The organism is Micropruina sp., assembly GCF_047602085.1.
Classification (GTDB): domain Bacteria; phylum Actinomycetota; class Actinomycetes; order Propionibacteriales; family Propionibacteriaceae; genus Micropruina.
The window spans coordinates 1-13,539 of sequence record NZ_JASGID010000003.1 but is presented as its reverse complement, the minus strand read 5'-3'; the positions used below and the strand labels follow the sequence as shown (position 1 = coordinate 13,539).

General features: G+C 69.0%; 13 protein-coding genes. 7 read left to right on the top strand and 6 right to left on the bottom strand.

All coding sequences use genetic code 11. The annotated features are described in order from the left end of the window. Positions 1-634 precede the first annotated feature (634 nt). Positions 635-1,435 carry a sirohydrochlorin chelatase gene (locus tag QM721_RS06450; protein ID WP_415120167.1) on the top strand — a complete coding sequence of 267 codons (801 nt, stop codon included), beginning with the start codon at positions 635-637 and terminating at the stop codon, positions 1,433-1,435. Positions 1,436-1,506: 71 nt separating this feature from the next. Here the strand turns inward: QM721_RS06450 and QM721_RS06445 are convergent, their stop codons facing one another. Beyond that, positions 1,507-2,391 (bottom strand): PPK2 family polyphosphate kinase, encoded by an 885-nt coding sequence (locus tag QM721_RS06445; RefSeq protein ID WP_415120165.1) that lies wholly within the window; start codon positions 2,389-2,391, stop codon positions 1,507-1,509. Between the two features lie 174 nt (positions 2,392-2,565). After that, entirely contained in the window at positions 2,566-3,633 is a 1,068-nt protein-coding gene (locus tag QM721_RS06440; RefSeq protein WP_415120163.1) for an ATP-dependent DNA ligase, read from the bottom strand. Positions 3,634-3,874: 241 nt separating this feature from the next. Between QM721_RS06440 and QM721_RS06435 the strand changes: the two genes are divergently transcribed. Continuing rightward, a complete protein-coding gene (locus QM721_RS06435; protein ID WP_415120161.1) occupies positions 3,875-4,492 on the top strand; it encodes a cysteine hydrolase family protein in 618 nt (205 codons plus the stop codon). Between the two features lie 195 nt (positions 4,493-4,687). Here the strand turns inward: QM721_RS06435 and QM721_RS06430 are convergent, their stop codons facing one another. After that, positions 4,688-5,743: a DNA polymerase domain-containing protein gene (locus QM721_RS06430; RefSeq protein ID WP_415120159.1), complete on the bottom strand. Its 1,056-nt coding sequence runs from the start codon at positions 5,741-5,743 to the stop codon at positions 4,688-4,690. Positions 5,744-5,798: 55 nt separating this feature from the next. Here QM721_RS06430 and msrB point away from each other — a divergent pair, with 55 nt between their 5' ends. From msrB to QM721_RS06405, 5 genes are all read left to right on the top strand, one after another. Further along, complete coding sequence (gene msrB, locus QM721_RS06425) at positions 5,799-6,212, top strand: peptide-methionine (R)-S-oxide reductase MsrB (protein WP_415120157.1); 414 nt, start codon at positions 5,799-5,801, stop codon at positions 6,210-6,212. Positions 6,213-6,296: 84 nt separating this feature from the next. Beyond that, complete coding sequence (locus tag QM721_RS06420; RefSeq protein ID WP_415120074.1) at positions 6,297-6,866, top strand: DUF3000 domain-containing protein; 570 nt, start codon at positions 6,297-6,299, stop codon at positions 6,864-6,866. Then, the gene (locus tag QM721_RS06415) at positions 6,863-8,122 is read left to right on the top strand and encodes an HRDC domain-containing protein (protein WP_415120072.1); all 1,260 of its coding nucleotides are present in this window, start codon (positions 6,863-6,865) and stop codon (positions 8,120-8,122) included. The genes QM721_RS06420 and QM721_RS06415 overlap by 4 nt, the downstream gene beginning before the upstream one ends. 197 nt (positions 8,123-8,319) lie before the next feature. Beyond that, on the top strand, positions 8,320-10,017 hold the full coding sequence (locus QM721_RS06410) for a PQQ-binding-like beta-propeller repeat protein (RefSeq protein WP_415120070.1): 1,698 nt from the start codon (positions 8,320-8,322) through the stop codon (positions 10,015-10,017). Next, entirely contained in the window at positions 10,014-11,699 is a 1,686-nt protein-coding gene (locus QM721_RS06405) for a hypothetical protein (protein ID WP_415120068.1), read from the top strand. The genes QM721_RS06410 and QM721_RS06405 overlap by 4 nt, the downstream gene beginning before the upstream one ends. 224 nt (positions 11,700-11,923) lie before the next feature. Here QM721_RS06405 and QM721_RS06400 read toward each other — a convergent pair whose 3' ends face one another. The 3 genes from QM721_RS06400 to QM721_RS06390 all read right to left on the bottom strand — a co-directional run. Further along, the gene (locus QM721_RS06400; RefSeq protein WP_415120155.1) at positions 11,924-12,916 is read right to left on the bottom strand and encodes a transketolase C-terminal domain-containing protein; all 993 of its coding nucleotides are present in this window, start codon (positions 12,914-12,916) and stop codon (positions 11,924-11,926) included. Then, complete coding sequence (locus QM721_RS06395; protein WP_415120153.1) at positions 12,858-13,208, bottom strand: 1-deoxy-D-xylulose-5-phosphate synthase N-terminal domain-containing protein; 351 nt, start codon at positions 13,206-13,208, stop codon at positions 12,858-12,860. The genes QM721_RS06400 and QM721_RS06395 overlap by 59 nt, the downstream gene beginning before the upstream one ends. Further along, positions 13,205-13,539: 1-deoxy-D-xylulose-5-phosphate synthase N-terminal domain-containing protein (locus QM721_RS06390; RefSeq protein ID WP_415120151.1), on the bottom strand; the 335-nt coding region annotated here is incomplete at its 5' end. The genes QM721_RS06390 and QM721_RS06395, both read right to left, overlap by 4 nt.

Here is a 13,539-nt window from a genome sequence, read left to right as displayed (position 1 = left end):
AGGTGTTGCGCCTAGCAAAGGGTCAGTTCGAAAGTTCCGGACTGGCCTTTTGCCATTGGTGGTGCACACCATTTCACCCCGACAGCACCTCTCCGAGGGCGTCGAGACCCCGGGCAACCCCGTCGGGGGCGATGTGTGCGTAGACGTTGGCCGTGATCGCCACGGACGAATGGCCACGTACCGCCGACACCGCCGCCAGGAAACCTCGGCCTCCAGCATCAGTGCCGCTGCGGACTCAGTCGCCATGCGAAGCGATGCCCAGAGACGTCCGACGAGTGGTCTGATGACGAGTGGCTGGAAGCGAGAGCGGCGAAGGCTCGCCGCAAGGTCCCACCCAGCTGGGCGCAGGCCGGCCCGATCCTTCCCCAGCGAGGCGATCTGGACCTGGCCCGAGCACCTCGCCCCCTCGCCGCCCACGCCAGCACCTCGCAGGCGTCCAACCGTTGAGATTTCGAGTGCCCCTTGCCGATCACAAGGAAGTTCTACGTCTCACTGAGCGTAGTTGTCCCAATATTTGGCCATCTTGTCCAAATATTGGATCACCGATTTGCATCTGGTAGAGGCAACCAGAAAGGTATGTCACGCAAGTGCAGGCAATGGAGCCGCAGGACATGTGACGCAAGAGAGGCACATCATGACCGCTCCAGCCTTGGTGATGGTGGGAATGGGTAGCACCGATGCCCAAGTGGCTCAGGTCGCGCACTCCCTGCGCAAGGGTCTGCAAAGCATGCGGGCCGGGCTTTCTGTGCATTGCGCATTTCTCGAGCATAGCTCCCCCACGCCCGCCCAGGTGGTCGGCCAGTTGATCAAGCAGGGCACCAACGAAATCGTGCTGGTGCCGTTGCAGCTCACCCACGCCATCGACCCCGACGAGCGGGTGCTCGGCCAGGCCACCAAGCTGCGCACGATCCACCCCGACCTACGCGTGCAGGTGTCGCGGCCGATCGGGCCCGAGGTGAACCTGCTCAGCGTTCTCGACCAGCGGCTGCGGGCCTCGCTCAGCAACAGCCGGGTGCTCGAACTCGACGGGCTGGTGCTGTCGTCGGCACGCAGCGGCGACGTGCGCGGCAATGCCCTGCTGGCCCGGCGGGCCCGGCAGTGGTCGACTCACCACCGTCTGCCCTGCCTCACCGCCGTTGCGGACGGTTCCGGGCCGTCGGTCGCCCAGGCGGTTCAGGGTCTACGCGCGCAAGGCCGTCGGCACATCGCGGTCGGCTCGTTCTTTCTCACCGCCACCGAGTTGTTCCACGCTCAGGCCGAACTGGCCGAGCGGTGCGGAGCGGTCTCGGTGAGCGAGCCCTTGGGGTCGGCCAACGAGGTGATGGAGCTGATTCTCGCCCGCTACGCCTTCGCGGCAATGGACCTGCTCGACATCGGCTTCGAAGAGCTCGACGACGACCTGCCCGCGCGTCACCTCAGCATCGTCAGCGCCTGAACCCCGACGCCCCGGGCGGACCACGGCGATCTCGCCGCGGCGTGCCGCAGCGTCGGTGACCTGGGCCGGGCCTACGCCTTCGCGACCCGAGCCTTCTCGGCCGCGACGTCGAAGGTGGCTTCGGGCCAGCCCAGGTCCATGCCCACCAGATGCTCGCGCAGCAGTTGCGCAACGGCCCAGTTGCGGTACCACTTGCGGTCGGCGGGAATGACGAACCAGGGCGCGTAGTCGGTGTTGCACCGCTCCAAGGCATCGGCGTAGGCCTGTTGGTAGGCCGGCCACTTGGCGCGGGCGTCGATGTCTTTGGGGTTGTACTTCCAGTACTTGTCGGGGCTGGCCAGCCGGGCTGCCAGACGCGCCTTCTGCTCTTCGAACGACACGTTCAAGAAGCACTTGATCACCGTGGTGCCCTCGTCGGTGATCTGCTTCTCGAGCGCGTTGATCTCGTCGTAGCGCTTGCTCCACTCGCTCACCGGGACCAATTGCTCAACCCGCACCACCAGCACGTCTTCGTACTGGGAGCGGTCGAAGATGCCGATCATGCCGGGGCTGGGCAGCGCCTTCTCGATGCGCCACAGGTAGTGGTGCTGGCGTTCCTCCACGGTGGGCGCCTTGAACGAGGTGAGCTGAATGCCCTGCGGGTCGACCATGCCCATGGCGTGCCGAATCACGCCCCCCTTGCCCGAGGTGTCCATACCTTGCAGCAGCACCAGCACCCGCTTGGCGGTGTCGGGGGCAGCCCGTCCGTTGGCGAACAGCCGCTCCTGCAGGTCTGAGATCTGCGGGGCGAGGGCCGCGGTCAGCGCGGCTGCGTCGTCCTTGCCCTTGCCGGGGTAACCGTGGGTGGCCGCGGTGTCGAGCCGGCTCAGGTCGACCCGGCCGGCGGGCAGGCGCAACAAATGACTCAGCGACTGGTTCGTGCGGCGGGGCGTCTTCGAGGTGCTCTTGGCTGCCATCCCAGTAGTGTGGCGCACCGCCGCACCACCAGGGAAGCGCTGATCACCGCGGCCACCGCGGGCTGAACTAGTCGAAACCCCTGGTCAGAGCACTCTATTCGAGGTCTCGACACGTTCGACCAGCGCCAATCAGCGCTTCCCTGAGCAGTGGTGGGACGTCAGTCGCCCATGATTTCAGGCTTCGGGAGCCAGAATCTGGGCCAGGTCGTAGCCGACCGGCTCGTCCAACTGCTGATAGGTGCACGAGCGCGGGTCGCGATCGGGCCGCCACCGGTTGAACTGGGCGGAGTGCCGAAACCGGACGCCCTCCAGGTGCTCGTAGCGCACCTCGACCACCAGCTCGGGCCGCAGCGGGGTGAACGACAGATCCTTGCCGTTGTTCCAACGGCTGCCGGCCGAGTTCTGCGGTGTGCGGGTGCCCTGCTCCTGCCGCGCCCGGGCCCACGGGTGGCCGTCGAAGCTGGTGACCAGCGGCTGCAGTTGCCTGAACAACTCCTTGCGCCGGGCCGCGGCAAAGGCGCCGATCACGCCCACCGAGGCCAGCTCTCCCGCATCGTTGTACAGGCCGAGCAGCAGCGACCCGACGGCGTCCGGCCCGCTGGCGTGGGTGCGGTAGCCGGCCACCACGCACTCGGCGGTGCGCTGGTGCTTGATCTTGAACATGGTGCGCCGGTCGGGTTGGTAGGTTCCGGCCAGCGGCTTGGCCACCACCCCGTCGAGCCCCGCCCCCTCGAACTGGTTGAACCACTGCTGCGCCAGGGCCGGGTCGCCGGTGGCCGGAGTGAGATGAACCGGCGGCCCCGCATCGGCCATCGCCGCTTCGAGAGCCGCTCGCCGCTGTTCGAACGGCGCGCCGGTGAGGTCGCGATCACCGAGCGCCAGCAGGTCGAAAGCGACGAAGCTGGCCGGGGTAGTCCCACTGAGCATCGCGATCCGGCTAGCGGCCGGGTGAATGCGTTGCGACAGCACCTCGAACTGTAACCGGTGGCCGACCACCACGATGATCTCGCCGTCAACCACGCAACGCTCCGGCAGGCTCGCCTTGACCGCCGCGACGAGTTCGGGAAAGTACCGGGTCAGCGAACGTTCGTTGCGCGACCCAATCTCGACCTGATCGCCGTCGCGGAACACGATCGAGCGGAAGCCGTCCCACTTGGGCTCGTACGACAACGCGCCGGTGGGAATGGTGGCCACCGACTTGGCCAGCATGGGCTTGACCGGCGGCATCACTGGTAACTGCATGGCCACCCATTGAACACCGTGTTCCGCACACGCGGCTTGGCCAGGACGCGGCCGAACCACCGGGTGAGGCTGAGGTCGCTTGGGTCACTGTTTCGGGCGCCCACCAGCACTGGTCAGGGGCTCTGAAACCGGCGAGGGCCGGCTACCCGACGACTGCGGCTGACGAGCAAGCCCCACGGCGCTGCGCAGCGTGGTTCGATGGGTGCCAGCGCCGACTGACTTCAACGAGGAGGAGACAACGATGTCTGACGACACCCTGACCCTTGACCCGGCCACAACGGCCGTGGTGCTGATCGAGTACCAGAACGAGTTCACCACCGAGGGCGGTGTGCTACACGGCGCCGTCGCCGGCGTGATAGACTCCACCGGCATGCTCGGCAACACTCGCGCGTTCGTCGACAAGGCCCGGGCGGCCGGCGTCACGATCATGCACGCGCCGATCACCTTCGCCCCCGGCTATGCCGAACTCACCCGCCACCCGTACGGCATTCTGGCCGGCGTCGTCGGCGGCAACGCCTTCGTCAAGGGCACCTGGGGTGCGGCGATCGTCGATGAACTCGCCCCGGCCGAGGGCGACATCGTGATCGAGGGCAAGCGCGGGCTCGATACCTTCGCCAGCACCAACCTCGACTTCATTTTGCGCAGCAAGGGCATCGACACCGTGATCCTGGGCGGTTTTCTGACCAACTGCTGCGTCGAGTCGACGATGCGAACCGCCTACGAGAACGGCTACCGGGTGATCACGCTGACCGACTGCGTGGCCGCGACGTCGGCCGCCGAGCACGAGAACGCGCTCGCTTTCGACTACCCGATGTTCAGCCATCCGCTGACGTCGACGCAGGTCGCGGCCGCCCTGTAGGCCCACCCGCTGATCGAGCTATGCCGAACCCCGCGCGACAGTTCTCGACAAGCACCGACCACCACAACCAGCACTGGTTGAGCCTGGCGAAACCCCTAGCGAGAGCACTCCAGCCCGAGGTCTCGACACGCTCGACCAACGAAAAGCAGCACTCCCACCAAAGGCCTCGACACGCTCGACCAACGACAATCGGCGTCACGGCCAGTTTGCCGGGTTCTTCTTGGACGGCTGCACCCGGGGTGGCTCCCCCGGCATCTTGGGGTACTCCGGCGGGTACGGCATTTCGGCTCCCCCGTCGGCGGCGGCGTCGGCGTCGTACCACTCCAGGGCCGCGTCGATCGGTGCCGGGTCGGTGGCGTACAACGGGGCCCACACGTCGCCGCGCTGCGCGAACCGGTCCGGCATGGTGAGCAGGGTGAAGTCATCAGGGCTGACCGACGGCAGCTCGTCCCAGGTCACCGGCGCCGAAACCCGCCCGGCCTGGGTGGGCCGGATCGAGTACGCCGAGGTCATCAGCCGGTCGCGGGCCATCTGGTTGAAGTCCACGAAGATCCGCGCTCCGCGCTCCTCCTTCCACCAGTTCACCGTCACCTGCTGTGGCAGCCGGCGGGCCAGGGCACGTCCGATCGCGATGGTGGCGTGCCGGGCCGCGATGAAGTCGCACGGCACGATCGGTGCGAACACGTGCACCCCGCGTCCGCCGCTGGTCTTGGCGAAACCGGTCAGCCCGGCCTGTTCGAGCACCTCACGAAGTTCACGTGCGGCGACCACCGCATCGGCGAAGCCGGTGCCGGGTTGCGGGTCGAGATCGATGCGCAGCTGATCGACCAACTCGGTCTGCGGCGCCCGCACCGGCCACGGATGAAACCGGACGGTGCCCAGGTTCACCATCCACACCACGGTGGCCAGATCGGCCGGGCAGACCTGCTCGGCCCCACGGCCCGACGGAAACTTCACCGTCGCCGTCCGCACCCACTCGGGCAGGCCCCTGGGTGCCCGCTTCTGGTAGAACGCGTCACCCTCGGGGTTCTCGCGGCTGACCAGCGACGACGCCTCGCTCACCCCGCCCGGCCAGCGCTCCATGGTGGTCGGACGGTCCTTGAGCGCCGCCAGGATGCCCGGCCCGACGCTCAGGAAATATTCGGCCACCTGCAGCTTGTTCAACCCCAGGGCAGCAAAGTACGGCTTGCTGGGGCTCGAGATGCGAACGGAGCGTCCGCTCACATCGAGCTCGACCGGAGCCTCGGGCATGGGCCTCAGCCTACGCACCTACCCTGGAGCCGCCGATCACCACGAAAGAGGTCACATGCAACTCGATCCGAAGCAGTTCAAGACCCCTGAGCAGTGGCGCGCCCAGTTGACCCCGCAGGAGTACCACGTGCTGCGCGAGGCGGGCACTGAGCGTCCGTTCACCGGCGAGTACACCGACACCACGACCACCGGCACCTACTACTGCCGCGGTTGTGGCGCGAAGCTGTTCACCAGCGACACCAAATTCGAGTCGCACTGCGGCTGGCCTTCGTTCTTTCAACCCGAGACCGACAGCGTGCGTTACATCGAAGACCGGTCGCTGTGGCAGCTGCGCACCGAGGTGCGCTGCGCCACCTGCGACTCGCACCTGGGGCACGTGTTCACCGGCGAGGGCTACGACACCCCCACCGACCGGCGCTACTGCATCAACTCGATCTGCCTGGTGCTGGAGCCCGAGAAGAGCCAGTGACGGTTGCGTTCCTCCCGGCGAGTCCCACCCACGGACGGCGGGCCCACGGCTACATTCGCATGCGTGGGAGGAGCGCGTAGAACCATGGCTGAAGGCCCTCGGTTGTTCGACGAAGCGGTGGCCGCGCTGCAAACCATGCACTGGCGACCCGAACTTGTGATCGAAGAGATCCCGGCACCGCAGCGGATCGCGCCGCACGCGGTGGCGGTGGCGGCCGAAGTCGTCGCGGGCGGCGAAGACCTGGGCAACGGCCGGCTGGTGCTGCTGCACGACCCGGCAGGCAACCCCTCGTGGGACGGCGACTTCCGGTGCGTCACCTACGCCCGGGCCGAGGTCGACGCCGAGATGGTCGCCGACCCGCTGCTCACCGAGGTGGGCTGGTCGTGGCTCACCGATGCGCTCGAGCGCTACGGCGCTGCCTACACCGCACCCAGCGGCACCGTGACCGCCGTCTCGTCACGCGCGTTCGGCGCCATGTCGGCCGATCCGCCGCGCGCCGAGATCGAGATTCGTGCCTCGTGGACGCCCGTCGTCACCGCCGCCGACGACATCACCAGTCACCTGATGAGCTGGTCCGAACTGCTGTGCACGACCGCCGGCCTGCCGCCGCTGCCCGAGGGCGTGGTCGTCATGTCGGCTCGCCGACGCCGGTGAGCGCCGCGTCCGACGAACCCGCGCTGCCCGTCTTGGAGGCGCCGGCCGATGGCGTGCCCCCCGTGGTCGTCACCCAGCAGCAACTGGACGCCACCGTCGCCGCACTGTCGGCCGGCACCGGGCCGATCGCGATCGACACCGAACGGGCGCACGGCTTTCGCTACTCGGCCCGCGCCTACCTGATTCAGTTGCGTCGGGAGGGTGCCGGCACGTTTCTGGTCGACCCGATCGCCTTCGGCTCACCCGATGCCCCGGCCGACCTGTCGGGACTGGCCGCGGCGCTGGCCGCTGACGAGTGGGTACTACACGCCGCCACCCAGGACCTACCCTGCCTGGCCGAGGTGGGCATGCTGCCCAGCAAGCTTTTCGACACCGAGCTGGCCGCCCGGTTGGTCGGCATGCCGCGGGTGGCCTTGGGCACCCTGATCGAAGAGGCGTTCGGCCTGCGGTTGCGCAAGGAGCACTCCGCGGCGGACTGGTCGCGCCGGCCCTTGCCGGAGGAGTGGCTGAACTACGCCGCCCTCGACGTCGAACTGCTAATCGACCTGCGCGACTGGCTGGCCGAGAAGCTGCACGTCGCCGGCAAGACCGAGTGGGCCACGCAGGAGTTCGCCCACCTGGTCGATCGGGCCGGGATCATTCCCCCGCCCCGACCCGACCCGTGGCGGCGCACGTCGGGGCTGCACGCTGTGCGCAGCTCACGCGGCCTGGCCGTGGTGCGCGAGCTGTGGCGGGTGCGCGACGAACTCGCCTCGGGTATGGACCGGGCACCCGGCAAGATCCTGCCCGACCGTGCGATCAGCGGCCTGGCCGCCCGGCTGAATGCCGCCGAGGTGAAGCAGTTGGGGCCGTCCGACCTGTCGGCGATACCCGAGTTCGCCTGGCGGGCGCCGTCGCGTTACCGGGCACGCTGGCTGGCCGCCCTCGACCGCGTCGCGACCCTCACCCGTGACCAGTTGCCGGTCAAGGCGCTGCCCGCTGAAGGGCCGCCGCCACCACGCGCCTGGGAAACACGCAACCCCGTGGCCGCGGCGCGCTGGGACGCCGTCCGGCCGGCCGTGCTCGAACTCGCCGAGCAGCTCGTCGTGCCGGTGGAGAACCTGATCAGCCCGGACGCGCTGCGCCGGGTGCTGTGGCAACCCCCGGTTCCGTTGACCGCCGAGACCGTGGACGCCGCGCTGGCCGCCGACCTGGTGCGTCCGTGGCAACGCGAGCTGGTGGTGCCGGTGATCGTGCGGCACAGCACCGCTGCCTGAACCCAGAACCCGCCACTGCCTATAGTGAGCGGGTGTCAGACCCCGGCCACCAACCGACCTGGGCCTTCGGAAGCCAGCCGATGCGGCACCCTCCGCCGGTCGGAGTACCCGCGTGGCTGCCGATACCGCCGCCTCCTGCGACACCACCACCCGCGACACCACCACCCAACCGCCGACACCCGGGGCTGCCGGCGATCATGGTGATCGCAGTCGTGGTGGCCGCGATCGCCGTGTCCGCCCTGCTCGGGCGGCCGATCTCGGCCTGGTCGACCTCGCCGGTGATGGCCTACATTCCGCCCTCGGGCACCCGGGTGGTGCTGCAGGGGTCGGATGCCAGCGACACCGTCGACGAATACTTCGCCGGAGTCGGCTTCGAGGTCATGGCCAGCGGCCCGGCAGCCGCCCACTATGCTGCCGGGGGTGGCACGGGGGCCATCACCAGCACCACCTGGGTGCGGCTACGCGAGGTCACCGCCGGAGCAGACGGAGGCATCGCCGAACAACTGACCCAGTTCTTCGCGGCCACCCCCACCGGGCTGGAGTTGCGGGTCGGCGCCTGGGCCAAGACCTTCGTGGCCTTTCGACCCGGCCTACCCGTGCTGCCCGTGGCGGTGACCGACGGTCAACACTGGACGGCCACCGGCACAGCGGTGCTGGGTGCGGCCGACACGATCAGTGGCACCGAGCCCTACACCGCCGGCTTCACCGCCGCGACCGGCGAGGCCGGCTGCGTCACCGTAGCCAGGTCGCTCACCCTGGGCACCGGCTCGACGGCATCGACCGAGCAGTCGAGCGCCACCTGGTGCCCGGGTCGCGGCATCACCGCCGCCGCCGACGACGCACGCACCGCGGCGGCGGTCGATCGGCCACCCGTGTGGACCGGCCCAGCGCGCGACCACCAACCGAAGACACCCGATCTGGGCGTGGCCTGGCGGTTCGCCCGGCGCGACCTGAACGGATTGCCGCCCCTGACCCTGAGCAGCAACCAAGCCCCGGCTGTACTGCCCGGTCCGGTGGTCGTCAGCGTCAACACGCCCGGCAACGATCTCGTCGCCCGCGGCTGGGACGACGGCACCGCCGACGCCCGCTGGGTGGCGCACCCCGGCGGTCAGGTCACCGCCGTGGCGTCCGTCGGACGAGTCGTGGTCGCCGCCACCAGCCTGCGGCAACTGGTCGGCTACGGCGAGCACGGCGAGTACCTGTGGCAGGCAGCACTGGGCGACGTCAGCGCCGTACCGATCGCGGTGCTGGGGCCCCTGGCCATCGTCGCCACCCTGGACGGACAGATCACGGCCTTCCGGGCGTCCGACGGCACCGTGGCATGGCGGTCGGCGCTCGACACCCAGATTCTGCAGCCGATGGTGGTGGACGGCTCGACCGCGGCCGTCATCGATCAGGCCGGCACCGTGCGGGTGTTCGATGCCGGCGGCAGCACGGTCAGCGAGGCGTCCACCGTGGTGCCGGAGGCGTTCACCGTGACATCGGGGGTGGCGGTGGTGGCCAGCCAGGCCGACCGCTATGTGCGCGCATTCCGGCTGGCGGACGGCCGCCAGCTCTGGCGGGTGGAGGTGCCCGGCAATCGCAAGCAGATCGTCGGTGCCGGCGACCTGGTGGCGGTTCGCACCCTCGACACGCTGACCGCCCTGCGGTTGAGCGACGGCAGCAGCGCCTGGGCGAAAGACCTGGCCGGCACATCGATGCTCGCTCAGGACGGGTCATTGGTGGTGACCGACCACACGACCGTCCACCGGTTCGCACCAGACGGATCGAGCCTGGGCGCGTTCGTGACCCAAGAGAAGGACCTGTCGTTCGGCCCCGGCGCCGTGCTGGCCCTCGCCGACGGGAGCCTGTTGGTGTTCTTCAACGCCACCGTGTACCGGCTGGGGGGCGAATGAGAACAGCGCGGGCGCTGGCCAATGTGCTGCGCGACCTGGTCTGGCTCACCGTTGTGCAACCGGTGCAGGAGGGACGTCTCAGGGCGAAGGACTGGCCGGTCGGGCTGCGCGCGATCGTAGGCACTTCGTTTGTGCTCTACGCGTTGCTAGCGCTGGCCGTGGTGTTCGCCGGGCTGCTGCGCGGGCTGGGCGACCTGGTGGTCACGCCATCGGGAACCAGCCTGCCCGTGCTCGGCATCTGGCTGGCCGTCTCTGGCGCTGTCGTGTCGCTCGCCCTGTTGGTGACTGCTGCGCTGCACCTGCCGTGGTGGGTCAAGCTGGCCGCTTTTCTGGTGCTGCTGCCGGTGCTGAGTTCGCTGTTGACGGGGGTGCTCACCCAGCCCCTGCTGCTCATTCCTGCCGCCCTCGCGGTGCTGTTTCTGATCGTGCTGTTCGTTGCGCGGGCCCGGGCCGGGTACGCCTGGTGGGAGTTCGTTGCCGTCACCGGGGCCCTGGTCGGGGCCTTCGCCGTACCCCTGGCGAGCAACAACACGATCGCCATTCTCAACGTCGACTGGCGCGGCTATGTGATCGATGGCACGGTCCAGCAACTGCAGAATGCCGCGACTCCCTCGCTGTACGTCGCGGGTGCCGCCTTGGCCCAGATCGCGGTCACCGCCTCGTTCGCGGGGGTGGCGGCAGCAGACCGCGAGTTGTCGCGCGGTACGATCCGGGTCGTTGCGGTGCTGGTGGTGATCTGGGCCGGCTTCGAGTTCGTCCGGCTGGTCGGTGACCCTGAGAACCCGGCCAGCGGCTGGCTCGGGTCGCTGCTGGCGGTGCTGGCCGCCGCGGCGCTCATGGTCGGGGTGGTGCGGGTGGCGGGGCGCGCGCCCGCCTGGCCTGACCTCAATGAGGACTCCACCGTCCTCAACTACGCCATCGCCGTCGGGGCGATCCTGCTGATCCTGATCAACCCGTTGCTGATCTGGCTGCACGCCATGACTCGCCTGACCGGCCCGGAGTGGCTGGCAGCGGCCCTGGACGTGGCCACCTCGACCATTCTGGGCCAGCAGACCATCACGTGGTCGCGCGTCGCCACCGGAATGGTCGCCCTGGCGGTCACGCTGCGGCTGGCCCGGCGCGGACGTCCCTGGGCAGCCATGTTCTGCAGCGCCGTCACCGTCCTGGCGGTCTTCCAACTGCTGCGCACCAGCGGTTTCGCAGCGTGGACCGACGTGTCGCCCACCCAATTGGCCGGCGTGCTGCTCGCCGTCACCCTGATCGTCACGGCCACGCTGCTACCGCGGCGCGAGTTGACCGGCATGCGAGCCATGGCCCTCGGCTCGGCGACCCTGGTGTGCCTGGTCTACCCACACCGGGCGATTCTCGACGACCCGATCAGCGCGCTACTCGGGTTCAGTGGTGTCGCCGTGGTGCTGTTCGGCCTGATCTGGCGGGCGCTCACCGAGGGCGACATCGCCCAACACGGCACGCGGCGGTGGCCGGTGCCCGCCCGGGTGCTGCTCTTCTGCGCCAGCGCGCTGCTGGGCGTGACGGTCACGGCCTTCGTGACCCTGAGCCGCGGCACCGGCTACGTTGTCGACCCGGCACGGTTGGCCGAGAGCGGCGACTTTCTGCTCGGCACCCCGCTGCTGATGACCGCCGTCATCGGCTGCCTGGCGGTCGCACTGAGGCGACGCTGATTCTCGCTGGTCGAGCTTGTCGAGACCTTGAAGATGGCTCTCAGAGTCGAAGATTCGCCGAATCTCCTCCCATCCCGATCCGCGTGCGAAGCCGCGGCCAGCTACTGGCAAGGGGTTTCGATGATCAACCAGCGCTGGTTGCGTTGATCGGCGCTTCCGTGACCCCGCAGCGAGCTGCGGGCGCGCCGCCCCCGCCCGTGGCGGCACCGGACCCGGCGGCCCGGTCAGCGGGGCTGCTGGACCTCCGGGCTACTGACCGGTTCGCCGGCCAGCACCGTCTCGGTGGCGAACCGCGCGATCTGCTGAGCAGTCAGTCCGAGTTCGTCCAGAATGCCGGCCCGGGTGCCGTGATCGATAAAGCGTTGCGGCACGCCGAACTCACGAATCGTGGCCGACACCCCCGCCAGCCGGCATTCCTGCGCCAGCCGTGAGCCGAGGCCGCCGGCCAGCCCACCGTCCTCGATGGTGATCACCAGTTGGTGCGCACCGGCAAGAGTGACCAGTTCGGTTGGTATCGGCAGCGCCCAGACCGGGTCGATCACGCGCACCCCGATGCCTTGCTGGGCCAGCCGCCGGCCCACCTCGACAGCCATGGTGGCGAACTGGCCCCAGCCGACCACCAGCACCCGCGGATCTCCGTGCTCGAACAGCACATCGAGGGCTCCTTCGGTGCGCACCGCGGGCAGTGTGGCCGGCACCGGGTCTTTCGAGAACCTGATTGCGGTAGGCCGGTCGTCGATGCCCACGCAGGCGCGCAGGGCCTGTTGCAGCCGCAGCTCGTCGCGGGGCACGGCCAGTTGCAGCCCTGGGATCAGGCCGAGCAGCGACAGATCCCACATGCCGTGGTGACTGGCTCCGTCCGGCCCGGTGATGCCGGCCCGGTCGAGCACCAAGGTGACTCCCTCGCCGTGCAGCGCCACGTCCATCAGCAACTGGTCGAAGGCCCGGTTGAGAAACGTGGCGTAGATGGCGACCACGGGGTGCAGGCCGGTACGAGCCAGGCCGGCGGCCGAAGTGAGCGCGTGCTGCTCCGCGATGCCGACATCGAAGGTGCGTTCGGGAAAGTGCTGGGCGAAACGGGTCAGCCCGGTCGGGTGCAGCATCGCGGCGGTGATCGCGACCACCCGGTCGTCGGTCGCGCCGATGCGGGCGAGCTCGTCACCGAAAGCCTCGGTCCAGGTGCGCGCCGACGAGGTGCTCAGCGATTCGCCGGTCACCTGGTCGATCCGGCCGACGGCGTGAAACCGATCCTCCTCGTGCTGCTCGGCGGCCAGCGAAGCCGTGGCCCTTTTGGGTGATGACGTGCACGATCACCGGGCCGCCGTCGAACCGTTTGGCCTGGTGCAGGGCCAGTTCGAGGCACTCGATGTCATGGCCGTCGATCGGGCCGAGGTACTTGATGCCCAGGTCTGAGTACATGCCCTGCGGCGCGAGAGCGTCCTTCACACCCGCCTTGAAGGCGTGCATCAGGCCGTAGGCAGGCTCGCCGACCACCGGGGTGCGGTTCACCCAGCTCTTGATCCGGGCCAGGGCGCGCTCGTAGCGACGGTCGGTGCGAATCGCCGTAATTGCTGCCCCAGCCCGTGCAGCCGGGTGGCCAGGCCACCGATGGTGGGGTTGTACGAGCGGCCGTTGTCGTTGACGACGATCACCAGGGGCAGGTCGGGCTGCACCGGGGATCTTGTTGAGCGCCTCCAGGTCATGCCGCCGGTCAGCGACCCGTCGCCGACCACGGCCACCACGGTGCGCTGCTCGCCCTGCAGTGCGAACCCCTTGGCCAGCCCCTCGGCCCACGACAGCGAACTGGATGCGTGCGAACTCTCGACCCAGTCGTGTTCGG